Raw genomic sequence first — 22,784 nt, 5'->3', positions numbered from 1 at the left:
TATATGCGGTCTTTACGGGTCGCCTTGGCCCGCGCCGCTGCCTATAAGGCGCCGATGCCTCCAATCGCCCTCCTGCTGCTCTTCGTCGTCACGATCGCGCTGATGGAGGGTTTTGCCTATGTGATGCACCGCTGGGTGATGCATGGGCCGGGCTGGTTCCTCCATGCCAGCCACCACCGCCCCCGCACCGGCTTCTTCGAGGCCAATGACCTCTATTTCGTGATCTTCGCCATGCCCTCCATCCTGCTGCTGCTGGGCGGGGTGCAATGGGGCTGGGGCAATTGGGCAACGGCCGTGGGCGCCGGCGTCGCCGCCTATGGCGCTATCTATCTCGGCTTCCACGACATCATCGTCCACCAGCGGGTGCGCCACCGCTATGTCGCCCGCTCGCGCTACATGAAGCGGATCGTCCAGGCGCATCGGCTGCACCATGCGGTCGAGACCAAGGACGGCACGGTCAGCTTCGGCTTCCTGATCGCGCCCCATCCCGCGGACCTGAAACGCGAACTGGCGCGACGCGGCCGGGCCGGCGTGCGCGCCGCCAGGGATTGGCAGCCCGGCACGCGGGACTAGATCCGCGCGATATGGGTGGTAAGGGGACATTCTACCCCTCTCCCTTGAGGGAGAGGGCTGCGCAGACTTGGCAGCTTGCTGCCTAGTCGTAGCTGGGTGAGGGGGATGCCGCCTCGCATGAATGGAGCAACATAGCCCCCCTCATCCAACTTCGCCTAGCCGCTATGCGGCAAGGCTTCGTATCCTTCCCCCTCCAAGGGAGAAGGAACGGGGGAAAACAGTCGTCAGCCGCCCTTTCCTATTCGGTCATTCTCTGCTCCACCCTTGTCCATGGACGAAAGTGCCCGCCAATCCATGCGCGACATCCCGCCAATGGCTGGCCGACGCCTGACTGGCGCGCCCTTGTCGCGTCACTGTCGCTTCGGGCGCGCGTCAGCGACGCGTCGCGTTCTGCCCGGCTGTCGCGTTGCAGGCGCGCCACCGGCGCGCGGCAGGCGCATATCTGCCGCAAATAGGGTGAATCACCCCGATAACGGTGTGAACTTCGGCGGATATGAAACTGTCGCGTCGCGAACCGGACTGGGCAGGCCCCTATCCACGCAGCGCGCAGGGGACGATGCTGGACGGATCGGGTCGGGCAGTGCTGCGGCGGAAGCGGGCCATATAGCCACCGGCTGTCGGCTTGGCGATCATCTCCTCCAGCCGGAAGCCCATCGCCGCCAGTTCGCAGGTGAGCAGGCGCCGGGGCGTGCCATGCTGGTCGGTCGGCCGATCCGCATCGACCACGATCAGTTCGCCATCGGCTTTCAGCGCGGGGCTGAGATGCCACAGGAAGGCATAAGGCTCGGCGATCTCATGATACATATGGACCATGAAGATGCGGTCGAAGCTGTTTTCAGGCAGCTTGGGATCTTCCGGCGCGCCCAGCTTCACGCTGACATTGGTCCAGTTTTCGCGGGTGATGCGACGGCTGAGCGCATCTATGACCTCGGGCAGGATGTCCTCGGCCAGCACCCGGCCCCTGGCGCCGACGCGCTTGGCCAGGCGCACGGTATAATAGCCCTCGCCAGCACCAATGTCGGCAATGGTCATGCCCGGCCGGATGCCGGCCCGGTCCATGATATCCTCCGCCTCATTGACCCGGTCGCGCGCTTCCTCGCTCGACCAGCGGGTCGACACGATCGGCGCCACCGGCCGATCGGCGCGAGGGAAGGACGCGGCGCCGGCCGCGCGTTCCGACTGATTGCCGCCCGACCACTGGCCACAGGCAGCCAGCAGGAGCGACGCCCCCAATGCGGCCACCTGCCGGTGGATCATTAATCCACATCCTCCACATCGACCTTCTCGCCGGTGACCTTCTGCGACAGGGCAGCGGCCATGAACGGATCGAGCGCGCCATCGAGCACATCGTCCGGCGCGGTCGAGGTGACGCCGGTGCGCAGATCCTTCACCAGCTGATAGGGCTGGAGCACATAGGAGCGGATCTGGTGGCCCCAGCCGATCTCGGTCTTTGCGGCATAGTCGGTCGACGCCGCTTCCTCGCGCTTGCGCAGTTCCGCCTCGTACAGGCGGGCTTTCAGCATGTTCATCGCGGTAGCGCGGTTCTTATGCTGCGAGCGGTCATTCTGCGACGCCACGATGATGCCCGAGGGCACGTGGGTGATGCGGACCGCGGAGTCGGTGGTGTTGACGTGCTGACCACCCGCGCCCGAGGCGCGATAGGTGTCGATCTTGAGGTCGGATTCCTTGACCTCGATATCGATATTGTCGTCGATCACCGGATAGACCCAGACCGACGAGAAGCTGGTGTGGCGGCGCGCGGCGCTGTCATAGGGGCTGATGCGGACCAGGCGGTGGACGCCGCTTTCGGTCTTGGCATAGCCATAGGCATTCTCGCCCTTGATGAGGAAGGTGGCCGACTTGATGCCAGCGGTTTCGCCCGCCTGATAATCGACCAGTTCCACCTTGTAGCCGCGCCGTTCGGCCCAGCGGCGATACATGCGGCTGAGGATTTCGGCCCAGTCCTGGCTTTCGGTGCCGCCGGCGCCGGCGTGGATTTCCAGATAGGTGTCGCTGGCATCGGCCTCGCCCGCCAGCAGCGCCTTGATCTTGTCCTCGTCGGCGCGCTCGGCCAGCGCCTTCAGCGCGGCGATGGCTTCGGAGACCATATCCTCATCGCCTTCGGCCTCGGCCATTTCGATGAGTTCGGCATTGTCGGTCTTTTCCGCCTCGATCGCGCGGGTGGCGCCGATTGCGCTGTCAAGACGGGTGCGCTCGCGCATCACCTCCTGCGCCAGCTTGGCATTGTCCCACAGGGTCGGATCCTCGACGCGGGCATTCAGCTCGTCCAGCCGGCGCAGCGCACGGTCCCAGTCGAGGAAGCGGCGCAGCAGGTCCAGCGCGGCGTCGATACGGTCGATATATTGCTGCGCTTCGGCGCGCATGGGAGGTCTCCAGAATCTCGTGGCGTCCAGCGTCAGCTACCCGAACGCATCAAACGCCTGCCCCTATCCCAGGCCGGGCTTTTTGGGAAGATCAATCCGCCGGAGGGCCGGCGTGGTAACGGTCCGAAATCTGCCGGACATAATGGCATCTTAGCCCGATGGCGCAGACCGCCCCGATCGAGGACGGCGCATCAAGGGGGAAAACCTTTTTCCATGAAAGGCGATCCCATGAACCCGACCACCCCCATGCCGGCGACGCACAGCCCGGCCACCCTCTATATCCTGCTCGACGCCGTGCGTTGCTGGGCAGCGGCGCGACGCCGACATCGGCCGGCGATGGCCCAGTTGCACCTGCGGCTGCGGCGCTATGGCTGCGAACAGCTTTCCCCTGCGCTCGACAGCCTGTTGCGGCTGGGCGAGCAGGTGACCGGCCATGGGCTGCGCACCGGCCGGGGGCCGCGCCTGAGCGAGGACGAGAATCTGCTGATCGACCTGTTGCAGGCACGCTGGACCGGCCCCGTTCCCTATGCCTGCAGCGACGCGATCGCCTGCGCCTTCTGCTATGCGGTGCGATCGACCCAGATATTGCTGGCGCAGGCGCTGGAGGGCCGGCGCGGCGCCACCAGCCTGTCGATCCGCGACGCCAATTCACGCCACTGCTGAGGATAAGAGGGCGGGCGCCGACGCGCCCGCCCCTTCAATAAATGCCGCCCTGATCCTGCAGGAAGTCGGCGTCGTTGCGCTGGCGGGTGCGCACCGCATCCGCCTTGGCCGCGACCTTGGCCTGGGCCTCCGCCTCTTCCTTGCGGATGGTACGGCGCGGTTCGGATTCGGGCTTGAACGCTTCCCAGATGACGGCCGGCTTGGGCTCGTCGGTCGGCCAGGCGCCATAGACGCGCTTGCCCGAACGGCGGTCGATCGCGACCATGCGGATACCGGCCGGGGCGATGAACGGCGTCTTGGGCATGGTCTCCAGGATCGGGGCCATCGCCTCCTTCCAGATCGGCGCTGCGATGCGGCCGCCCTGTGCCCAGCCGCCCAGGCTGCGGGGCTGGTCATAGCCGATATAGACGCCGGCAACGAGGTCGGGCGAGCCGCCGACGAACCAGACATTGGTCGGGCCATTGGTGGTGCCGGTCTTGCCGAACAGCGGGCGCTTGAGGTCCGCCAGCACCGTCGCGGTGCCGCGCTGGATCACGCCTTCGGTGATGTGAACGACCTGATAGGCAGTCATCGGGTTCATCACCTGACGCCCCTCGAACCCGAAGCGCGGCATCGGCTTGCCGTCCCAATTGGCCATGTTGCAATTGTCGCAGGGATGCCAGCGTTCGGGCCAGATCACCTTGCCGCGCCGATCCTGGACGTAGTCCATCAGCTTGGGCGCGAACTGCCGCCCCTGATTGGCGAGCGTGGCATAGGCGTTGACCATGCGCTCCACCGTCGTCTCGCCCGCGCCGAGCGCGAAGGACAGATAGGGCTGATAGTCGCCGATGCCCATATTCTTGATGGTCCGCACGACCCGGTCCATGCCGGTCTGGCTGGCCGCCCGCACGGTCATCAGGTTGCGCGACTGCTCGACGCCCCAGCGCATCGTCTGCGGCCCGGCGCTGCCGCCCGAGAAGTTGCGGAAGCATTTCTGACCAAGGCCGGCGCCCTGATAGACGCACAGGGGGCCGTCGACGATGATCGAGGCCGGCGTCATGCCATTGTCGAGCGCGGCGGCATAGACGAAGGGCTTGATCGTCGAGCCGGGCTGACGCTGGGCCTGGGTCGCACGGTTGTAGGAGGAAAGGCGATAGTCGAAGCCGCCCTGCATCGCGCGGATGCGGCCCGAATGCACTTCCTCCACCACCATGCCGCCCGACACTTCGGGAATGTTGCGCAGCGCCCAGCTGGCGCCGTCGCGGGCGACGATGATCAGGTCGCCCGGCTTCATCGCCGAGATGGCAGGGCCGCCGGTGCGGCGATAGGGCAGCTGCGCCAGGCTGGCGGGCAGCGTGCCGGTGGTGCCGTCGGCAAAGCCGATCTGCGCGCCACTGCGGTCGCGGCTGATGACGGCGGCGACGCGCCAGCCGGCATAATCGACGCTGATGAAGCTGGCGGCCAGTTCGCGTTCCCAGCCCTTGTCGGGGTCGATATGACCGACCGGGCCGGACCAGCCGCGCCCGGCGCCGAAACGCAGCAGGCCGTTGCGCAGCGCGGTCTGGGTATGGTCCTGCGCGACCGGATCATAGGGGCTGCGCACCCAGAGGCCGCCGGCATAGACGCTGTTGGGGCCATCCTCCGCCTTTTCGCCGAACTGCTGGATCAGGCGACGGCGCACTTCCTCCATATAATAGCCGCCGGCATTGGCGTCGAAGCTGGAGCCATGGGCGGCAACGGTGCCGAGCGGCAGGGCGATGGCGGCGTCGCGCTGGGCCGCGCTGATCCAGCCATTTTTCTCCATCTCGCCCAGCGCCCAGTTGCGACGGTCGATCGCGCGGGCATGGCCGGTGGTGCTTTCCGGGCGATAATTGGCCGGCCCCTTGGGCAGGATCGCCAGATAGGCCATTTCATGCAGCTGGAGATCGGCGACGTCCTTGTCGAAATAGGCGCGCGCCGCCGCCTGCACGCCATAGGCGTTCCGGCCGAGGAAAATCTGGTTGAGATAGAGTTCGAGGATCTGCTGCTTGGTCAGGACATTTTCCATGCGCCAAGCGAGGATCATCTCCTTCACCTTGCGGGTGGGCGAATATTCATCGCCTATCAGAAGATTCTTCGCCACCTGCTGGGTGATGGTGGAACCGCCACGCGCGCGCTGGCCCGAGCCGAGCTTGCTGGCATAGTCGAACACCGCGCCGGCAAAACCGGGAATATCGACGCCATGATGTTCGAAGAAAGTCTTGTCCTCCGCCGCCAGATAGGCGTGGATCAGCTGCTGGGGATAATCGCTATATTGCAGCTGGACCCGGCGCTCGCGCGCATAGCTGTGGACCGGCTGGCCATTGATGTCGCGCACCATGGTCGGCAGCGGCGGCTCATATTCCAGCAGCGTCGCCGCGTCGGGCAGACCGCGCGCGAAGATCAGCCAGAACAGGAAGATGGCGAGCAGGAAGCCGCCGAGCAGGATCGCGGCCCAGCGGAACAAGCGGCGCTGCCACAAGGGCTTCAACCGGTCGGCAATGCCCCCGGCGCCACGGCGCAGGCGATAGGCGAAGGACGATGCGGGCGGATTGGAACGGGCCTCTTCCATGGTGGAAGAGGCTCTAGAGCCTGATCGCCTGAGATGGAAGCGCTTTGCGTTTCCGTCGATGGCGTGAATCAGGCTCTACATCCTGACTCCCGGTCAAAAGTCCTTCAATACCAGCACCGATGCGCGGATAGGCGCGTCAGCCGCCCGACCGGCCGCTGCCCATGGCGAGCTTGCGGGCGAAATGGACGTCGATGGCGCGGGCGACACCGCGCGCGATCGCCTGCTGCCCCTCGTGCGAGGAGAGGAAAAGGGCATCATCCGCATTGCTGATATAGCCGGTCTCGAACAGGACCGAGGGGGTGTCCGGGGCCTTCAGCACCATCAGCGAGGCGAAGCGGTGATAGGCGCTGCGGAACGGCACATAGGGTGCCGCCTCGCGCTGCAGCAGCCGCGCGAAATTGGCCGAAATGTTCATCGATTCCCGCTGCGTCAGATCGATGAGGATCGAGGAGACATCGCCCGACTGGTTGCCGAGATTGACGCCGTTCAGCACATCGGCCTTGTTCTCGCGCGCGGCGAGCCGGGCCGCCTCCCGGTCCGATGCGGTTTCGGAGAGGGTGTAGACGGTGGCGCCATGGGCATCGGCATTGTCCGCCGAATCGGCATGGACCGAGATGAAGAGGTCGGCGCCCAGTTTGCGGGCGATGCCATAGCGTTCCTGGAGCACCAGGAAGCGGTCATCGTCGCGGGTCAGCGCCACACGCACCCGGCCGGACTTGACCAGCTGATCACGGATCGCCTGCGCGATCGCCAGCGTCACATCCTTTTCGCGCTTGCCATTATCCTTGTTGATGGCGCCCGGATCATGACCGCCATGACCCGCATCAATCACCACCAGCGGGCGCGATCCGTCGCGCACGCCCTCGATCGCGGGCAGATCGACGCCGCGTGCGACCGGCGGGATCGGCACGGTGATCGAATGAATGCGCTTTTGCGGCCGGGCGCTCATATTGGCGGGCGCGTCGAAGCGCAGCCGCCCCTGCCCCACCGCAGTACGAAACCGGCCATCGGTCACATTCTGGAGCGAGAAGCTGAGCGACTTGCCGTCGGCCGCGATCTGCGGATCGCCGAGCGTTGCCGGCGTCGTCAGGTCGAGCACGATGCGCGCCATCGTGTCGCTGAGCTGGCCCTGGCGAATGCCGCTGACCACGGCATTGGAACCGGCATAGCGACTGGCACCGGCCTGCGCGCCGGCGACATCGAGCGCGATGCGGCGCGGCCCGTCGAGCAGGAAGGCGGACGCGCCCTCGACCCGATCGTCGAACCGAACGGTGACGCGGTCGCCCTGCACGTCCACAGCCGCGATGCCGCCGGCATCGCCGGGGGTCGCGGCCAGCATCGTCGTTGCCAGCGCAATTATGTTGAGCATGCGCTGCTTGTGCAACGCGCGCCCATCGGCCGTCCAGCCCATTTTCATGACGTCTATCCGTCCAGCGTCCCCACGCTGAATTTCGGATTAAGCATCGCCCGTTGTGACGGGGTAAAATGAGACGGTTAATATCGGTTTCAGCATGAATCGCCGACCGGCCGATCAAGGTCATCATAAAGACATAATCTTTTCAGGGACCGTTGCTCCCCGCGCCCATGACTGCTACCCCTTCACATTCCGGGAGGACCGACCATATCAATAAGGTCCTTTGCGGATCTTGATTATTTGCATCGGCGCGCGCCTGTCGCTCGAGCCGATGCGCAACAGGTTGACGCTGCATGAGGCATGACTTTCCTTCCACGCTGGCCCCGATACCGGGTGCTGTGGCGTGGATGGTCCGGCCCGGCGCACTGTCCGGCCCTGCCGACGCAGCAGACACGCAATTTTTCCTTCAAACCTGGACGATGCCGCCTCGCGCGCCGAACCCGGCGCGCGCACGGCCGTCCCTTCACTATCGCGCGGCGGCCCGGCCCAGTGCCTGCGGCCGCCGTCGCCGGAGACACATAAATGACAATGCGTATGCTGATCGATGCGCGCCACCGGGAAGAAACCCGGGTCGCGGTCGTCAAGGGAAACCGGATCGAGGAATTTGACTTCGAATCCGCTGAGCACAAGCAGCTCAAGGGCAATATCTATCTCGCCAAGGTCACCCGCGTAGAGCCTTCGCTCCAGGCGGCCTTCGTCGATTATGGTGGCAATCGCCACGGCTTCCTCGCTTTCAGCGAAATCCATCCCGACTATTACCAGATTCCGCGCGAAGACCGCGAGGCGTTGCTGCGCGAGGAACGCGCGCATGCCGAGGAAGAGGCCGCGCTGCGTGCCGATTATGACGAGGATGAGGACGCCGCCGGCGACGATGGCGTCGAGGTCGTGGAAGCGACCCATCATGACGATGAGGAAGGCGCCCACGAAGCCGAAGCCAGCGAAGGCGAAAGCAACCAAGGCGGCCGCCCGAACCGACGCAAGCGCGAAAAGGGCGACGACGCGGCCGACGAGCTGCGCCGCAAGCGCATGGCGCTGCGCCGTCGCTACAAGATCCAGGACGTCATCAAGCGCCGCCAGGTGCTGCTGGTGCAGGTCGTCAAGGAAGAGCGCGGCAACAAGGGTGCGGCGCTGACCACCTATTTGTCGCTGGCCGGTCGCTATTGCGTGCTGATGCCCAACACCAGCCATGGTGGCGGCATTTCGCGCAAGATCAGCAATGCGGCCGACCGCAAGCGGCTGAAGTCGATCATCGCCGAAATGGCGCTGCCTTCGTCGATGGGCTGCATCGTGCGCACCGCCGGCCTGCAGCGCACCAAGCCCGAGATCAAGCGCGACTTCGACTATCTCGCCCGACTGTGGGACGAGATTCGCGAGAAGACGCTGCGCGCCGCCGCGCCCGAGCTGATCCATAACGACAGCGACCTCATCAAGCGGGCGATCCGCGATATCTATAACAAGGATATCGAGGAAGTGATCGTCGAGGGCGAGCATGGCTACAAGGCCGCCAAGGACTTCATGAAGCTGCTGATGCCGAGCCATGCCCGGCGCGTGAAGCAATATGCCGACGCGGTGTCGCTGTTCCAGCGCGCCAGCGTCGAGGATCAGCTGGCGGCGATGTACAACCCCGTCGTGCAGCTCAAGTCCGGCGGCTATCTGGTCATCAACCCGACCGAGGCGCTGGTGTCGATCGACATCAACTCGGGCCGGTCGACCCGCGAGCATGGCATCGAGCAGACCGCCGTCGCCACCAACCTGGAGGCCGCGCGCGAAATCGCCCGCCAGCTGCGCCTGCGCGACATGGCAGGCCTGGTCGTCATCGACTTCATCGACATGGAGATGAACTCCAACATCCGTAAGGTCGAGAAGGCGATGAAGGAGGCGCTGAAGGACGATCGCGCCCGCATCCAGGTCGGCCGCATTTCGGGCTTCGGCCTGATGGAAATGAGCCGCCAGCGCCTGCGCACCGGCGTGCTGGAAGCATCGACCCGCCAGTGCCCGCATTGCGAAGGCACGGGCCTGGTCCGCACCGCATCGTCGGCGGGCCTGGGCGCGCTGCGCATGCTGGAGGAAGAGGCCGCCCGTGGCCGTGGCAGCGTCATCACCCTGCGCGCCAGCCAGGAAGCCGCCTTCTACGTCCTCAACAACAAGCGCCGCGAACTGGACGAGATCGAACAGCGCTATGGCGTGCGCATCGTCGTCCTGCCCGATGGCGAGATCGAGGGCGCCCGTATGTCGGTCGAACCCAGCGGTCCGCGCCCCGAACGCGTCGTCACCTATGCCCCGCTCGCGGAGGAAGAGGATGACCTCGACGTGATCGAGGAAGAGGAAGAAGAGGAAGAGATCGAGGAAGAAGCCGCGCCCGAACGCCAGGAGCGTGGCGAGCGTGGTGACCGGGGCGAGGAACGCGAAGGCGGTCGCCGCCGTCGCCGCCGTCGCCGTCGTCGTGGTGGCCAGCGCGATGATGCGCCGGGCGAAACCGGCGAAGACAATGGCGCCGAAGACGGTGAGGAAGGTGAGGAAACGGCCGAGGTCGAGACCGATGCCGAGGCTGTTGCCGCGGAACCGGCCGCCGAAGGCGAGGACGAAGGCGGCAGCCGCCGTCGTGGTCGCCGCGGTCGCCGCGGTGGTCGCCGCCGTCGCGAAGGTGGCGAAGCCGGTGAGACCGCTGGCGAGGACGGCGCTGAAATGGTGATCGAAGCCGAAGCGGCCGCGCCCGCCGAAGAGGCTCCGGTTGCCGAAGCGGCGCCGGACGAAGCCCCGGCCGAGGAAGCGCCCAAGACGCGCCGTCGTCCCCGTGCCCGCAAGGCGAAGGACGCGGCGGCCGAACCGGCTGTTGTCGAAGCGACCGAGGCCCCGGCCGAGGTTGTTGCCGAAGCGCCCGCCGCCGAGCCGGTTGCCGAGGAAGCGGCCGAAAAGCCCAAGCCCAAGCGCACCCGCAAGAAGAAGGTCGAACCGGTCGCCGAGGAAGCCGCCGTCGAGGCCGCGCCGGCCGTGACCGAAGTCGCAGCCGCACCCGCCGAGGCACCGGCCAGCGAAGCCGTCACCGCCGACCCTGCCGCCGAGGCGGAGAGCGACGAGAATGGCGAGCCGCGCCGTGGCTGGTGGCAGCGCACCTTCGGCCAGTAAGGCCAGGGCACAGGCCTGAATGAAAAACGCCGCCATCCAGCCCCAGGGGTCGGATGGCGGCGTTTTTCGTGGCTTCACTTGATGTTCAGGGCGAGAAGGGCATAAATCGGGCCAATGCCTGTTCCCCTTCCCCATCAAGGCTTTGCATGATGACGCGGTGGCTGCGCCTTGCCGCGCTCCTGTTGGGGTCGCTGATGCTGATGGCGCGGCCAGCACTGGCCCAGAGCATCCTGCGCGATGCCGAGACCGAAGCCTTCATGGCGGACATGTCGGGCGATCTGGTCAAGGCGGCGGGCATGCAGCCGCGCAATGTCCAGGTGATGGTGATCAATGATCCGGAGATCAATGCCTTCGTCGCGGGTGGCCAATATGTCTGGGTGCATAGCGGGCTGATCGCGCAGGCCGATAATGTGAACCAGTTGCAGGGCGTGGTCGCGCATGAACTGGGCCATATCGAGGGCGGCCATGTGATCCGCACCGACGGCATCAAGGAAGCGACCAGCATCACCTTGTTGAGCCTGGTGCTGGGCGCGGCGGCGATCGCAGCGGGCGGCGCGGAGGCCGGCATGGGCATCATGGGCCTGGGCCAGCAGGTCGGCATGTCCAAATATCTCGCCTTTTCCCGTGCGCAGGAAAGCTCCGCCGACCTTGCCGGCGCGCGCTATCTGAGTGCCGCGCATCTGAGCGGCAAGGGCAGCCTGGAATTCTTCAAGAAGCTGCAGAATCAGGAATATCGCCTCGCGATCCCGCAGGACAACAGCTATGGCCGCACCCACCCGCTGTCGGGCGAGCGCATCAATGTGCTGCGCGAGGTCTATACGGTCGATCCGGCCTGGGACACGCCCCCCAATCCCCAGCTGGAAGCACGGTTCGAGCGGATCAAGGCGAAGCTGATCGGCTTCGTATCGGAGCCGCAGCAGACACTGCTCAAATATCCCGAGAGCGACCGGTCGATCCCGGCCCATTATGCGCGCGCCTATGCCTGGCATAAAAGTGCCTATCCCGAGAAGGCGCTGAGCGAGGCGGACGCGCTGCTGACGGCGGCGCCGCATGATCCCTATTTCCTGGAGCTGAAGGGCCAGATCCTGCTGGAGAGCGGGCGGCCTGGCGAGGCGATCCCGCCGCTGCGCGAAGCCGTCGCCAAGACGCAGCAACCGCTGATCGCGGTATTGCTGGGCCATGCGCTGATCGCGACCGAGGATGAGAAAAATTACGCCGAGGCCGAGACCGTGCTGCGCAATGCGATCGCGCGGGACCGCGAAAATCCCTTCGCCTGGTATCAACTGGGCGTCGTCTACGAGCATCGCGGGGACACGCCCCGCGCCGCGCTGGCCAGCGCCGAGCGCTTTTCGATGATCGGGCAGGACAGTATGGCACTGCGAAGTGCGGACGCGGCAATGCAGGGATTGAAGCCCGGAACGGTTGACTATCTGCGGGCGCAGGATATCGCGATGGTCTCGCGGGCTGCCGTCGAGCAGAAGCGGAAGAGAAGATGACAGATCAGACCCGGCCCAGCTTTCGTGCGGCCCTATCCAACAGGAAAATGCAGATGACCCTGGGCGCCCTCGCCTTGATCGCTGGCGCCGCCGGCACCGCCCTTGCCGTGCAGGCGCCCGGCAGCGTCTCCACCGGCGACAAGGCCGCGATCGAAAAGATCGTTCACGACTATATATTGGAGCATCCCGAGATCATCCCGCAGGCGATCGAGAAGCTGCAGGCCAAGCGGATGGAAGGCACGATCGACGCGAATCGCCAGACGATCGAAACGCCCTATGCCGGCGCATGGGAAGGCGCGGCCAATGCCGATGTCACCGTGGTCGAGTTTTTCGACTATGCCTGCGGCTATTGCCGCGCCTCGCTGCCTGACCTTGCCAAGCTGGTCGGCGCCGACGCCAAGGTGAAGATCGTCTATCGCGAACTGCCGATCCTGTCGGAGGAAAGTTCCGACGCGGCCAAGGTGTCGCTGCTGGCGGCCGAACGCAATCGCTACATGGCCTATCACAAAGCGCTTTATGCCGCCGGCAAGGTGACCCGCGAATCGATCATCGGCGCCGCCACCCAGGCCGGCATCACCAAGGCCGATGCCGAAGCGGCGATGGCGTCGAGCAAATATGATGCCGAGTTGCAGTCGAACATCGCCCTCGCCCAGAAGCTGCAGGCGAGCGGCACGCCGACCTTCGTCATCGGCAACCAGGTGCTGAACGGCGCAGTCGGCTATGATTCGCTCAAGGACGCGGTGACGAGCGCCCGCGGGAAATAAGCCTGACGGCGGTTCGGGCGCGATAAGCAGGGGTTTGCGGGGAAGCGCGGCGCAGCGCCATTGACTTCCCCGCCCCATTTCCCTATCGGACGGCCCCTGACTTGCGGTCGCCCCGTGTGGCGGCCCTTTTTTGTCATACCTGATTCTCTAGTTTGTTTGAGGAATGAACGATGAAGCGCACTTTTCAGCCGAGCAATCTGGTTCGGAAGCGCCGTCACGGTTTTCGCGCTCGCATGGCGACCCCCGGTGGCCGCAACATCATGCGCGCCCGTCGTGCCCGCGGCCGCAAGAGCCTGAGCGCCTGAGCGACCTGACGCCGCCGGCCGCGCCTGCCATCATGGGCAAGCGCGCGGATTTCCTGGCGGCGAATCGGGGCCGACGCGCGCCCATGCCGGGATTCGTCCTGCTGGTGCGTGAGCGCGGCGATGGCGATCCGGCGATGCGTATCGGCATCACGGTGACCAAGAAGATAGGCGGCGCTGTCATCCGCAATCGGATGAAGCGCCGTTTTCGCGTCCTGGCACGCGAACTGCTGCCTGTGCATGGTGTGGCTGGTGCCGACCATGTGCTGATCGGCCGTGCCGAGGGCGTGGAGCGCGACTTCGCGCTGCTGCGCGGCGAACTGGAAAAGGCGCTGGGCAAGATATTGACCCGGCCCGAAGGCCAGGGCCGCCCGCCCCGCCGCAAGGGCGATTCCCGTCCCGCGTCCCCAGCCGCGAAGACCGGCCAGCCGGCATGATTGCCCGGCTGCTGATCCTGATCGCGCGAGCCTGGCAGCTGGGCCCGTCCCGCATCCTCCCCCCCACCTGTCGCTATGCCCCCTCCTGTTCGGAATATGCGATTCAGGCGGTCGGCAAATATGGTGCGATCAAGGGTAGCTGGCTGGGGTTCAAGCGGCTAATGCGTTGCCACCCATGGGGTGGTTCGGGCTATGACCCGGTCCCCTGAGACATTGACGAGTATAGACGGCGGAGCCGAATAGCGTGGACGACAAGAAGAATATCATTCTGGCGGTACTGCTGACCGCCGCGATCCTGTTCGGCTGGCCCTATATCTCCGAACATTTCTTCCCGGCGGCCAATCCGCCCGCGACGAAGATCGAGGGCGGCAAGACCACCCCGCTGACCCCGGCGGGCGAGGCCCCGGCGCAGGATGCATCGACCGCGATCCGCGATCGCGCGCTGGTGCTGAAGGAAACGCCACGCGTCGCCATCCGCACGCCCAAGATCATAGGCTCCATCAACCTCAAGGGCGCGCGCATCGATGATATCGTGCTGCCGACCTACAAGGAAACGATCGCCAAGGATTCGCCGGCAATCCGCCTCTATAGCCCGAGCGGCACCAAGGACGCCTATTTCGCCGGCTTCGGCTGGCAGGGCGAGGGCATCAAGACCCCCGACGCCAACACCGTCTGGACCGCCAGCGGCACCGAACTGACCCCCAGCAGCCCGATCACGCTGAGCTGGAACAATGGCGCGGGCCAGAGCTTCGAGATTCGCTATTCCATCGACGAAAATTACATGATCTCGGCCGCGCAGAAGGTGTCGAACAGCGGCACCGGCGCGATCGCGGTCAAATCCTATGGCTATGTCAGCCGTGCCGCCCCCTCGGCCGATCCCGACACCTGGACCATCCATGTCGGCCCGATGGGCGTGTTCAACGGCGCCGCCAATTATGACGTGAACTACAAGGATCTGGAAAAGGGTCCGGCCAGCCAGAGCTTCCAGTCGACCGGCGGCTGGATCGGCTTCACCGACAAATATTGGCTGTCGGCGCTGATCCCCGACCAGAAGGACGCCTTCACCGGCCAGATGCGCAAGGGTGCAGGCACCCAGTTCCAGACCGACATCGCGCTGGCGCCGGTCATGCTGGCGCCGGGCAAGGCGATGACCCAGACCAATCGGCTGTTTGTCGGCGCGAAGGAAGTGAAGACGCTGCAGGCCTATGAGCGTGCCGGCGTACCGCTGTTCGACCGCGCGATCGACTGGGGCTGGTTCTACTGGTTCGAGCAGCCGATCTTCGCGCTGCTGCACTGGCTGTTCGAGACGCTCGGCAATTTCGGCGTCGCCATCATCTGCCTGACCTTCTGCGTCCGCGCCCTGATGTTCCCGGTCGCCCAGCGCCAGTTCGCCAGCATGGCGGCGATGCGCGCGGTGCAGCCCAAGATGAAGGCGCTGCAGGAAAAATATAAGGACGACAAGCAGCAGCTACAGCAGAAGATGATGGAGCTGTACAAGCAGGAGAAGGTCAATCCGCTGGCCGGCTGCCTGCCCATCTTCATCCAGATCCCGATCTTCTTCGCGCTGTACAAGGTGCTGCAGCTGACGATCGAAATGCGTCACCAGCCCTTCGTGCTGTGGATCAAGGATCTGTCCGCGCCCGACCCGCTGCATATCCTGAACCTGTTCGGCCTGCTGCCATTCACCCCGCCCTCCTTCCTGGCGATCGGTGTGCTGGCGCTGCTGCTGGGCATTTCGATGTGGCTGCAGTTCAAGCTGAACCCGGCCCAGATGGACCCGATGCAGCAGCAGGTATTCGCGATCATGCCGTGGATGATGATGTTCATCATGGCGCCGTTCGCCGCCGGCCTGCTGGTCTACTGGATCACCAACAACTGCCTGTCGATGGCGCAGCAATGGTGGCTGTACAAGCGCCACCCCGTACTGAACACCGCAACGGCCACCAAGTAAGGAAAAGGAAATCCTCCCCGAAAGGGGGGGATTTTTTCGATATGACAGAAGACGACAACACCGCCCTGATCGAGGAAGCCCGCAAGCTGTTTTCCGGGCCGATCAGCTTCCTCAAATCCGCGCCGACGCTCGACTATCTGCCCGACATGGCGGTGAACGAGGTCGCCTTTGCCGGCCGATCCAATGTCGGCAAATCGTCGCTGCTGAACGCGCTGACCAACCGCAATGGCCTGGCTCGCACGTCGAACACGCCGGGCCGGACGCAGGAACTCAACTTCTTCGACGTCGGCGATCCGCTGCGCTTCCGCCTGGTCGACATGCCGGGCTATGGCTATGCCAAGGCGCCCAAGGATCTGGTCAAGAAGTGGCGGTTCCTGGTGAACGACTATCTGCGCGGTCGCGCGGCGCTCAAGCGCGCGCTGGTGCTGATCGACAGCCGCCATGGCATCAAGGATGTCGACACCGACATGCTGGACATGCTGGACGGCGCGGCGGTCAGCTATCGCATCGTCCTGACCAAGAGCGACAAGATCAAGGCGAGCGAACTGGTCGCCGTGACGCAGCGCACCGCCGATGCGATCCGCAAGCGGCCGGCCGCCCATCCCGAGATCATCGCCACGTCGAGCGAAAAGGGCATGGGCATCCCCGAACTGCGCGCCGCCGTGCTCGAAGCCGTGAGCCAGGGATAAGCCGATGGCCGACGATGACTATGTCTATGACGAAGCCAACGGCGAATGGATCAGCGCGGCCGACGCCGCGGCCAGGGCCGACGCCGGCGATGCCGTGGAAGTCCGCGATTCGGTCGGCAATCTGTTGGCCGATGGCGACCAGGTGACGCTGATCAAGGATCTGGTGGTCAAGGGCGCCGGCCAGACGCTGAAGCGCGGCACGCTGATCAAGTCGATCCGCCTGACCGGCGACGCGCAGGAAATCGACTGCCGCTATGACGGCATCAAGGGGCTCGTGCTGCGCGCGGAATTCGTGCGCAAGCGCTGAGCGCCTTCAGAACAGGCTATATTGGCCGCTGCCGCGCAGTGGCCATCGCCCCAGCAGCTCATGATGGGTGCGGCCGACATGGCTGCATAGCAGCACGAAATCCTCCACCCGCCAATGAAAGCCGCTGATCCGCTGGGTCGCCGGGGCGCCGTCGCGATAATAGAGCGTCTGGTGCGGGTTGAAGCTCCAGCCCGGACGGGCGCCCACCCCTGCCCGCTTCATCGCCAACGCCACCTTGCGCTGCAATTCCCGGAGCGGCGGCAGTGCATGCGTCGGTCGCAGCGCGGCCGATCGGCCGCCCTCGCTCAACTGATCCAGCGACAGATCGAATGGATCGGCCAGGATGCCGGTGAAGCTGCGGTGCATCGCCTTCACCAGCGCATAGGGATAGTCCGGCCAGTCGTCGGTAATCCCCAGCGTGATATGCTGGTGCGCCGGCAGGATACGATGAGCATCGGGCGCCAGCGTCTCGGCGAAATGGTCGATCTGCCGCGTGATGCGGGTCGGCGGCTTCAGCGCCACGATCAGGCGATAGAGCGACGGCGTGCGGGCAAGCATGGCGAACATCCTCCGAATCGGATTTATGTTCACTATATGTTCTTTTCATCATCCTGACGAATCCGACGCATCCGAATCCGCTCTGTCAGCGTTGAACCGGGCAGAAGAGGAGAGCGACCATGGCCCAGCAGACCATCGCCACCCTGGCAGACAAGATGCAATCGATTTCGCGATGCTGTCCACCCATACCGAGGATGGCCAGATCGGCGCCCGGCCGATGAGCAACAATCAGGACGTCGCCTATGGCGGCGACAGCTATTATTTCACGACCGAAGACACGCTGATGGTGAAGGATATCGAGCGCGATCCACGGGTCGGCCTGTCCTTCCATGGCAAGGGCGGCCTGCTCGGGCAGCGCCCCCTGTTCATCGCGGTCGAGGGCCGCGCCGATCTGATCCGCGACCGCAGCGCCTTTGAAGCGCATTGGAATCCGGACCTGGAGCGCTGGTTCGCGCAGGGCGCCGATACGCCCGGCCTGGTGATGATCAAGGTTCATGCCGAGCGCGCCCATTATTGGGACGGCGAGGATGAAGGCGAGTTGGAGCTGTAGCCGTTACCGCGCGCGCTATCGCCCGTGCCGTCCTGGCGCTTGCCTATGCGGTCACGGGCGCGGCGCATCTGATGCGGCCGGACGGTTTCGTGGCGATCACGCCGCGTTGGGTGCCGGAGCCGCAAACCGTCGTCGCCCTGACCGGCATCGCCGAATTGGCCGGTGCCGTCGGGCTGATGTTGCCTGCCACGCGCCGCGCCGCCGCGATAGGGCTCGCTCTCTATGCGCTGTGCGTCTGGCCGGCCAATTTCAACCATGCCCTGCACGACATAGCGCTGGGCGGCGTGCATCTGAGCTGGTGGTATCATGGCCCCCGGCTGGCGTTGCAGCCGGTCATCATCTGGTGGGCGCTATGGGCCGGCGCGGTAATCGACTGCCCATTCCGGCGGCGATAGCGGTCAGGCCTTCGCCAGCAGGTCGGCGATCAGGGCGATCTCGTCGGCGCTGTTGTAGATATGGGGGGAGAAGCGGATGGTCGGCTTGCCGTCGGCCTTGGACGGGGCGACCACCACCTTGCCCTGGGTCCACAGATGGTCGCGGATCGCCAGCACATCCTTGCCGGCGAAGGTCGGGGTGATGACCGGGCCGGTCAGCCCCTTGGTGGTCGTGCCGACCAGCTTCGCGCCGGGCAGGCGCAGCACCATGTCGCGCATCTGGTCGCCGATCGCGAAGGCGCGGCGCTCCACCTCCGCCTCGCCGATCGCATCCAGCGCATCGAGCGTCGCGTCGATCGCGATCAGCTTGGGATCGTCGCGCTGGCCGAGAATCTCATATTTTTGCGCGGTATCCAGATTCTTCTCATCGGTCAGCCAATAGCCATGGCTGAGCATGATCGGCTGGAGCTGCGCCTGGCCTTCGCGCCGGACATAGAGGATGCCGCCCTCCAGCGGCCCCATCATCCATTTATGGGTGCTGCCCGAATAGGAATCGACGCCGAGCGCCGGCAGGTCGAGTCGCAGCCAACCGAAGGTCTGGGCGCCATCGCCGTGCAGCCAGATGCCCTTTGGTCGGGTCAGCGCAGCAATCTGCGCCAGCGGGAAGATCATGCCGGTAACGTTCGACATGTGCGACAGGAAGATGGCGCGGGTGCGCGGCGTGATCGCGGCGGCGAACAGGTCGACCACCGCCTGGGCCGAGGTCGCATAGACCGGCACCGGCAATATCTTGAGCACCAGCCCCTCGCGCGCGGCGCGCAGTTTCCATGTCTCCAGGGTCGAGGGATGGTTGTGATCGGTCAGGATCACCTCGTCCCCGGCCTTGAGCGCCAGACCGCGCACGGCGACCGTGTTCGCCTCGCTGCTGTTGCGGACGAGCGCGATTTCCTGCGCACTGACGTTCATCCGCTTGCCCAGGCGCGCGCGCAGGGCGTCGGCGGCAACCGGATATCTGGTGCGATACTGGGGTGAGGGATTGGCCTGGAACGCCTGGGTCTCGCGCGCATGCGCGGCGATCGCGCTGCGGAAGGCCGGGCCGATATTGGCGGCGTTGAAATAATGGATGTCGGGCGCCAGCAGCAACTGGTGGCGCGTCGCATTGCCCGTTGTCGCGCCCCGCGCCGCCAGCGGCAGTGCCGCCCCCACGACCGCCGCCGCCTGCAACAAGCCCCTGCGCGAAACGTCCTTGCTCCGGTCGGTCATGCGATGCCTCCTGCCCTGTTCACCCGATGGACGAACGAGCGCGACCGAATCCCCTAATCCCGACAAGCGCCTAACCCAGACTGGCGGTTGTCTTTCGGGGGGAGCGGCCTAGTGTGGCGCCCAATCCCTATCCCGAACCGTTGAGAGAGCGATGACCCGGCATATTCCATGGATACTGACTGCGCTGGTGGGTGCGGCGTCGCTGGCGGTCGTCGCGGTCTCGCGCGGCGAAACGGTCAATGCGCTGTGGATCGTTGTCGCCGCCGTCAGCTGTTTCCTGGTCGCCTATCGTTACTATGCGCTATTCATCGCGCGCGAGGTGATGCGGCTTGATCCGGGCCGGCCCACCCCCGCAATCCGCCGCGCCGACGGGCTGGATTATGTCGCGACCGACCGCACCGTGCTGTTCGGCCATCATTTCGCGGCGATCGCCGGAGCGGGGCCGCTGGTCGGGCCGGTGCTGGCGGCGCAGATGGGCTATCTGCCCGGCACGCTGTGGATCATTGCCGGCGTCGTGCTGGCCGGCGCGGTGCAGGACTTCATGGTCCTGTTCATCTCCATGCGCCGCGACGGCAAGTCACTGGGCGAACTCATCCGCATGGAAATGGGCCAGGTGGCGGGCACGATCGCGCTGTTCGGCGCCTTCATGATCATGGTCATCATCCTCGCCGTGCTGGCGCTGATCGTGGTCAAGGCGCTGGCGGAAAGCCCCTGGGGCATGTTCACCGTCGCCGCCACCGTGCCGCTGGCCATGGCGATGGGCGCCTATACCCGCTGGATCCGTCCCGGTCGCATCGGCGAAGTGTCGATCCTGGGCCTGATCGGCCTGCTCACCGCGATCGTCTATGGCCAGGCGATTGCGCAATCGCCGGTCTGGGGGCCGATCTTCACCTTCACGCCCGTGCAGCTCTGCTGGATATTGATCGGCTATGGCGCGGTGGCGTCGGTGCTGCCGGTCTGGCTGCTGCTGGCGCCGCGCGATTATCTGTCGACCTTCCTCAAGATCGGGGCGATCGCCGCGCTGGCGATCGGCATCGTCATCATGGCGCCGCCGCTGAAGATGCACGCCGTCACCCAGTTCGCCGCGGGCGGCGGGCCGGTCTGGTCGGGCGGTCTCTTCCCCTTCCTGTTCATCACCATCGCCTGCGGCGCGGTGTCCGGCTTCCACGCGCTGATCGCCAGCGGCACCACGCCCAAGCTGATCGCGACCGAAAGCGACGCGCCGCTGATCGGCTATGGCGCGATGCTGATGGAGGCGTTCGTGGCGATCATGGCGCTGGTCGGCGCGTCGATCCTGGACCCCGGCATCTATTTCACGATGAACAGTCCGGCTGCTATGATCGGCACCGATCCTGCCAGCGTGTCCGCCGCCGTCACCGCCATGGGCTTCCCGATCAGTCCCGACGTCATCGTCCAGACGGCGAAAGATGTCGGCGAGCATACGATCATCAGCCGGGCCGGCGGCGCGCCGACGCTGGCCGTGGCGATGGCGGAAATCTTCAGCCATGTGTTCGGCGGCCCGGCGATGAAGGCCTTCTGGTATCATTTCGCCATATTGTTCGAGGCGCTGTTCATCCTGACCGCCGTCGATGCCGGCACCCGTGCCGGCCGCTTCATGCTGCAGGATCTGATCGCGCTGGCCGTGCCGAGCTTCAAGGACAGCAAGAGCCAGTTGCCCGGCTTCATCGCCACGGGCCTGTGCGTCGCGGCCTGGGGCTTCTTCCTCTATCAGGGCGTGACCGATCCGCTGGGCGGGGTGAACACGCTATGGCCGGTGTTCGGCATCTCCAACCAGATGCTCGCCGCGATCGCGCTGATGCTGGGGACCGCCGTGCTGTTCCGGATGAAGCGCGACCGCTTCGCCTGGGTGACGATGGTGCCGGCCGCCTGGCTGCTGATCTGCACGCTGTCGGCCGGTTTCCTGAAGCTGTTCTCCGCCGATGCGAAGGTCGGCTTCCTGGCCCATGCCGCCAAATATAGCGCGGCGCTGGACAAGGTCGAGGTGCTGGCGCCGGCCAAGTCGGTGGCGGAAATGCGCCAGATATTGTTCAACGATTATGTCGATGCCGGGCTAGTCGCGATCTTCCTGGCCGTCGTCCTGTCATTGCTGGTCTTCACCGTCCGCACCTGTCTCGCTGCCCGGCGCTTTGCCGCGCCGACCGCGCGCGAGATTCCGGCGCAACTGGTCACGACGCCATGAGCCAATTTCTCCAGACGCTGCGGCGCATGGCGCATCTGATGGTCGGCCAGCCCGACTATGACGCCTATCTGCGCCATATGCGCGACCATCATCCCGGCCATGCGCCGATGGACCGCACCGCCTTTTTCCGGAACCGGCAGGAGGCGCGCTATAGCGGCAAGAATGGCGGAAAATGCTGCTGATCAGCAGCGTTTGATCAGCGTTTGGCGTTGAATCCTGCGACCATCCCGGCGGTGATCGACAGGGCGATTTCCGCGGCGCCGATCGCGCCGATGTCCAGCCCCGCCGGCCCGTCGATCCGGGCGAGGTCGTCCGCGCCGAAGCCCTGCGCCGCCAACCGCTCAAGCCGCGCGGCATGGCTGCGCCGGGAGCCCAGCGCCGCGACATAGCCGGTCGGGGCGGCGAGCGCCGCGATCAGCGCGGGATCATCGATCTTGATGTCATGGCTCAAGGTCACGACAGCGGTGGATTCGCCGGGATGGCGCGCGGCGATCGCCGCGTCGGGCCAGCGATCGTCCAGCTCGATGCCGGGAAAACGCTCCGCCGTCAGGAAGCGGCCGCGCGGATCGATCACCACCGGGGTGACGGCGATCGCCTGCGCCAACGCGGCAAGCGACTGGGCGATCTGCACCGCGCCGACGATCAGCAGGCGGCGGGGCGGATCATAGCGGTTGAGGAACTGGCCTTCGATCACACCTTCGCGGGTGATAGCGCTGTCCAGATCGGTCGAGAGCGTGAGCGCCCGGCCGCGCGCGCTTTCCGACGCGATCCGGTCGAACAGGTCGGGGGCAAAGCCACCCTCCCCCACCGGCTGCACCAGCACGCTGATCTCACCACCGCACGGCAGGCCAACCTCCCACGCATCGCCATCGGCCACGCCATAATGGGCGACATGGCCTGGCTGGCCGGCAATCACCTCGGCGGCGCGCTGCAACACATCGGTCTCGACGCAGCCGCCCGATATGCTGCCCTCCAGCCGCCCATCCTGATGGACGATCATGTGGCTGCCACGCGGGCGCGGCGCCGATCCCCAGGTCGACACGACTGTCGCCAGCGCCATCGGCGCACCGCGCCACTCGATCGCCTTGCGGATCACCGCGCCATTATCGTTCATGATCCAGCCTTCCCCTGTTTTCCTGTACATAGGAAAGGCACGGCGCCTTT

At 65.6% G+C, this 22,784-nt stretch carries 22 protein-coding genes; 15 read left to right on the top strand and 7 right to left on the bottom strand.

From position 1 onward, the window contains the following. Positions 1 to 54 precede the first annotated feature (54 nt). On the top strand, positions 55 to 573 hold the full coding sequence (locus AC13EK_RS09480; RefSeq protein WP_037491955.1) for a sterol desaturase family protein: 519 nt from the start codon (positions 55 to 57) through the stop codon (positions 571 to 573). Positions 574 to 1,104: 531 nt separating this feature from the next. On the opposite strand, the gene AC13EK_RS09475 is transcribed toward AC13EK_RS09480, so the two are convergent. After that, the gene (locus tag AC13EK_RS09475; protein ID WP_122129943.1) at positions 1,105 to 1,830 is read right to left on the bottom strand and encodes a class I SAM-dependent methyltransferase; all 726 of its coding nucleotides are present in this window, start codon (positions 1,828 to 1,830) and stop codon (positions 1,105 to 1,107) included. Then, the gene (prfB, locus tag AC13EK_RS09470; RefSeq protein ID WP_004210053.1) at positions 1,830 to 2,957 is read right to left on the bottom strand and encodes a peptide chain release factor 2; all 1,128 of its coding nucleotides are present in this window, start codon (positions 2,955 to 2,957) and stop codon (positions 1,830 to 1,832) included. The genes AC13EK_RS09475 and prfB overlap by 1 nt, the downstream gene beginning before the upstream one ends. Before the next feature lie 228 nt (positions 2,958 to 3,185). Between prfB and AC13EK_RS09465 the strand changes: the two genes are divergently transcribed. Then, entirely contained in the window at positions 3,186 to 3,620 is a 435-nt protein-coding gene (locus AC13EK_RS09465; protein WP_069335599.1) for a hypothetical protein, read from the top strand. Positions 3,621 to 3,654: 34 nt separating this feature from the next. Here the strand turns inward: AC13EK_RS09465 and AC13EK_RS09460 are convergent, their stop codons facing one another. After that, entirely contained in the window at positions 3,655 to 6,189 is a 2,535-nt protein-coding gene (locus AC13EK_RS09460) for a penicillin-binding protein 1A (protein WP_069335595.1), read from the bottom strand. 136 nt (positions 6,190 to 6,325) lie between these two features. After that, positions 6,326 to 7,606, bottom strand: coding sequence for an N-acetylmuramoyl-L-alanine amidase (locus AC13EK_RS09455; RefSeq protein WP_069335596.1), 1,281 nt, complete (start codon positions 7,604 to 7,606; stop codon positions 6,326 to 6,328). A gap of 519 nt (positions 7,607 to 8,125) precedes the next feature. Here AC13EK_RS09455 and AC13EK_RS09450 point away from each other — a divergent pair. The 9 genes from AC13EK_RS09450 to AC13EK_RS09410 all read left to right on the top strand — a co-directional run bounded on the left by AC13EK_RS09450 (position 8,126) and on the right by AC13EK_RS09410 (position 16,675). Then, complete coding sequence (locus tag AC13EK_RS09450; RefSeq protein WP_234791895.1) at positions 8,126 to 10,729, top strand: Rne/Rng family ribonuclease; 2,604 nt, start codon at positions 8,126 to 8,128, stop codon at positions 10,727 to 10,729. A gap of 149 nt (positions 10,730 to 10,878) precedes the next feature. Beyond that, positions 10,879 to 12,225 (top strand): M48 family metalloprotease, encoded by a 1,347-nt coding sequence (locus AC13EK_RS09445; protein ID WP_069335601.1) that lies wholly within the window; start codon positions 10,879 to 10,881, stop codon positions 12,223 to 12,225. Further along, positions 12,222 to 12,989: a DsbA family protein gene (locus tag AC13EK_RS09440; protein ID WP_170828614.1), complete on the top strand. Its 768-nt coding sequence runs from the start codon at positions 12,222 to 12,224 to the stop codon at positions 12,987 to 12,989. Before AC13EK_RS09445 ends, AC13EK_RS09440 begins: the two co-directional genes overlap by 4 nt. Before the next feature lie 170 nt (positions 12,990 to 13,159). After that, the gene (gene rpmH, locus AC13EK_RS09435) at positions 13,160 to 13,294 is read left to right on the top strand and encodes a 50S ribosomal protein L34 (protein ID WP_004210039.1); all 135 of its coding nucleotides are present in this window, start codon (positions 13,160 to 13,162) and stop codon (positions 13,292 to 13,294) included. Positions 13,295 to 13,326: 32 nt separating this feature from the next. Continuing rightward, positions 13,327 to 13,728, top strand: coding sequence for a ribonuclease P protein component (gene rnpA / locus AC13EK_RS09430; protein ID WP_069335598.1), 402 nt, complete (start codon positions 13,327 to 13,329; stop codon positions 13,726 to 13,728). Further along, positions 13,725 to 13,937 (top strand): membrane protein insertion efficiency factor YidD, encoded by a 213-nt coding sequence (gene yidD / locus AC13EK_RS09425; protein WP_004210035.1) that lies wholly within the window; start codon positions 13,725 to 13,727, stop codon positions 13,935 to 13,937. Before rnpA ends, yidD begins: the two co-directional genes overlap by 4 nt. 35 nt (positions 13,938 to 13,972) lie before the next feature. Then, complete coding sequence (gene yidC / locus AC13EK_RS09420; protein WP_069335679.1) at positions 13,973 to 15,679, top strand: membrane protein insertase YidC; 1,707 nt, start codon at positions 13,973 to 13,975, stop codon at positions 15,677 to 15,679. A gap of 41 nt (positions 15,680 to 15,720) precedes the next feature. Then, complete coding sequence (gene yihA / locus AC13EK_RS09415) at positions 15,721 to 16,368, top strand: ribosome biogenesis GTP-binding protein YihA/YsxC (RefSeq protein WP_004210031.1); 648 nt, start codon at positions 15,721 to 15,723, stop codon at positions 16,366 to 16,368. Between the two features lie 4 nt (positions 16,369 to 16,372). After that, positions 16,373 to 16,675: an alkylphosphonate utilization protein gene (locus AC13EK_RS09410; protein WP_069335680.1), complete on the top strand. Its 303-nt coding sequence runs from the start codon at positions 16,373 to 16,375 to the stop codon at positions 16,673 to 16,675. A gap of 6 nt (positions 16,676 to 16,681) precedes the next feature. On the opposite strand, the gene AC13EK_RS09405 is transcribed toward AC13EK_RS09410, so the two are convergent. Then, a complete protein-coding gene (locus AC13EK_RS09405) occupies positions 16,682 to 17,233 on the bottom strand; it encodes a 2'-5' RNA ligase family protein (RefSeq protein ID WP_069335698.1) in 552 nt (183 codons plus the stop codon). A 172-nt stretch (positions 17,234 to 17,405) separates the two neighbouring features. Between AC13EK_RS09405 and AC13EK_RS09400 the strand changes: the two genes are divergently transcribed. Together AC13EK_RS09400 and AC13EK_RS09395 are read left to right on the top strand one after the other, a co-directional pair. Then, a complete protein-coding gene (locus AC13EK_RS09400; RefSeq protein ID WP_234791913.1) occupies positions 17,406 to 17,783 on the top strand; it encodes a pyridoxamine 5'-phosphate oxidase family protein in 378 nt (125 codons plus the stop codon). A 17-nt stretch (positions 17,784 to 17,800) separates the two neighbouring features. Beyond that, a complete protein-coding gene (locus AC13EK_RS09395; RefSeq protein ID WP_081331584.1) occupies positions 17,801 to 18,178 on the top strand; it encodes a DoxX family protein in 378 nt (125 codons plus the stop codon). A gap of 3 nt (positions 18,179 to 18,181) precedes the next feature. On the opposite strand, the gene AC13EK_RS09390 is transcribed toward AC13EK_RS09395, so the two are convergent. Further along, complete coding sequence (locus AC13EK_RS09390; RefSeq protein WP_069335682.1) at positions 18,182 to 19,420, bottom strand: aminotransferase class V-fold PLP-dependent enzyme; 1,239 nt, start codon at positions 19,418 to 19,420, stop codon at positions 18,182 to 18,184. 151 nt (positions 19,421 to 19,571) lie between these two features. Here AC13EK_RS09390 and AC13EK_RS09385 point away from each other — a divergent pair, with 151 nt between their 5' ends. Both AC13EK_RS09385 and AC13EK_RS09380 read left to right on the top strand, forming a co-directional pair. Continuing rightward, a complete protein-coding gene (locus AC13EK_RS09385) occupies positions 19,572 to 21,620 on the top strand; it encodes a carbon starvation CstA family protein (RefSeq protein ID WP_069335683.1) in 2,049 nt (682 codons plus the stop codon). Further along, the gene (locus AC13EK_RS09380; RefSeq protein WP_069335684.1) at positions 21,617 to 21,802 is read left to right on the top strand and encodes a YbdD/YjiX family protein; all 186 of its coding nucleotides are present in this window, start codon (positions 21,617 to 21,619) and stop codon (positions 21,800 to 21,802) included. Before AC13EK_RS09385 ends, AC13EK_RS09380 begins: the two co-directional genes overlap by 4 nt. A 14-nt stretch (positions 21,803 to 21,816) precedes the next feature. Here AC13EK_RS09380 and AC13EK_RS09375 read toward each other — a convergent pair whose 3' ends face one another. After that, a complete protein-coding gene (locus tag AC13EK_RS09375) occupies positions 21,817 to 22,734 on the bottom strand; it encodes an XdhC family protein (RefSeq protein ID WP_069335685.1) in 918 nt (305 codons plus the stop codon). Positions 22,735 to 22,784: the final 50 nt, after the last annotated feature.

This window comes from Sphingobium sp. L-44 (genome assembly GCF_056859495.1).
The sequence above is the reverse complement of the archived record's forward strand: the minus strand, read 5'-3'. Positions and strand labels throughout refer to the sequence as shown.

Excerpts from the sequence above, each read along its gene's own strand:
- AC13EK_RS09460 (WP_069335595.1), bottom strand. The coding sequence starts at position 6,189 with ATGGAAGAGGCCCGTTCCAATCCGCCCGCATCGTCCTTCGCCTATCGC.
- AC13EK_RS09445 (WP_069335601.1), top strand. The coding sequence starts at position 10,879 with ATGACGCGGTGGCTGCGCCTTGCCGCGCTCCTGTTGGGGTCGCTGATG.
- AC13EK_RS09400 (WP_234791913.1), top strand. The coding sequence starts at position 17,406 with ATGCTGTCCACCCATACCGAGGATGGCCAGATCGGCGCCCGGCCGATG.
- AC13EK_RS09475 (WP_122129943.1), bottom strand. The coding sequence starts at position 1,830 with ATGATCCACCGGCAGGTGGCCGCATTGGGGGCGTCGCTCCTGCTGGCT.
- rnpA (WP_069335598.1), top strand. The coding sequence starts at position 13,327 with ATGGGCAAGCGCGCGGATTTCCTGGCGGCGAATCGGGGCCGACGCGCG.
- AC13EK_RS09390 (WP_069335682.1), bottom strand. The coding sequence starts at position 19,420 with ATGACCGACCGGAGCAAGGACGTTTCGCGCAGGGGCTTGTTGCAGGCG.
- yidD (WP_004210035.1), top strand. The coding sequence starts at position 13,725 with ATGATTGCCCGGCTGCTGATCCTGATCGCGCGAGCCTGGCAGCTGGGC.
- AC13EK_RS09450 (WP_234791895.1), top strand. The coding sequence starts at position 8,126 with ATGACAATGCGTATGCTGATCGATGCGCGCCACCGGGAAGAAACCCGG.
- AC13EK_RS09380 (WP_069335684.1), top strand. The coding sequence starts at position 21,617 with ATGAGCCAATTTCTCCAGACGCTGCGGCGCATGGCGCATCTGATGGTC.
- AC13EK_RS09465 (WP_069335599.1), top strand. The coding sequence starts at position 3,186 with ATGAACCCGACCACCCCCATGCCGGCGACGCACAGCCCGGCCACCCTC.
- prfB (WP_004210053.1), bottom strand. The coding sequence starts at position 2,957 with ATGCGCGCCGAAGCGCAGCAATATATCGACCGTATCGACGCCGCGCTG.
- AC13EK_RS09375 (WP_069335685.1), bottom strand. The coding sequence starts at position 22,734 with ATGAACGATAATGGCGCGGTGATCCGCAAGGCGATCGAGTGGCGCGGT.
- AC13EK_RS09480 (WP_037491955.1), top strand. The coding sequence starts at position 55 with ATGCCTCCAATCGCCCTCCTGCTGCTCTTCGTCGTCACGATCGCGCTG.
- AC13EK_RS09385 (WP_069335683.1), top strand. The coding sequence starts at position 19,572 with ATGACCCGGCATATTCCATGGATACTGACTGCGCTGGTGGGTGCGGCG.
- AC13EK_RS09440 (WP_170828614.1), top strand. The coding sequence starts at position 12,222 with ATGACAGATCAGACCCGGCCCAGCTTTCGTGCGGCCCTATCCAACAGG.
- AC13EK_RS09405 (WP_069335698.1), bottom strand. The coding sequence starts at position 17,233 with ATGCTTGCCCGCACGCCGTCGCTCTATCGCCTGATCGTGGCGCTGAAG.
- yihA (WP_004210031.1), top strand. The coding sequence starts at position 15,721 with ATGACAGAAGACGACAACACCGCCCTGATCGAGGAAGCCCGCAAGCTG.
- AC13EK_RS09455 (WP_069335596.1), bottom strand. The coding sequence starts at position 7,606 with ATGAAAATGGGCTGGACGGCCGATGGGCGCGCGTTGCACAAGCAGCGC.
- AC13EK_RS09410 (WP_069335680.1), top strand. The coding sequence starts at position 16,373 with ATGGCCGACGATGACTATGTCTATGACGAAGCCAACGGCGAATGGATC.
- rpmH (WP_004210039.1), top strand. The coding sequence starts at position 13,160 with ATGAAGCGCACTTTTCAGCCGAGCAATCTGGTTCGGAAGCGCCGTCAC.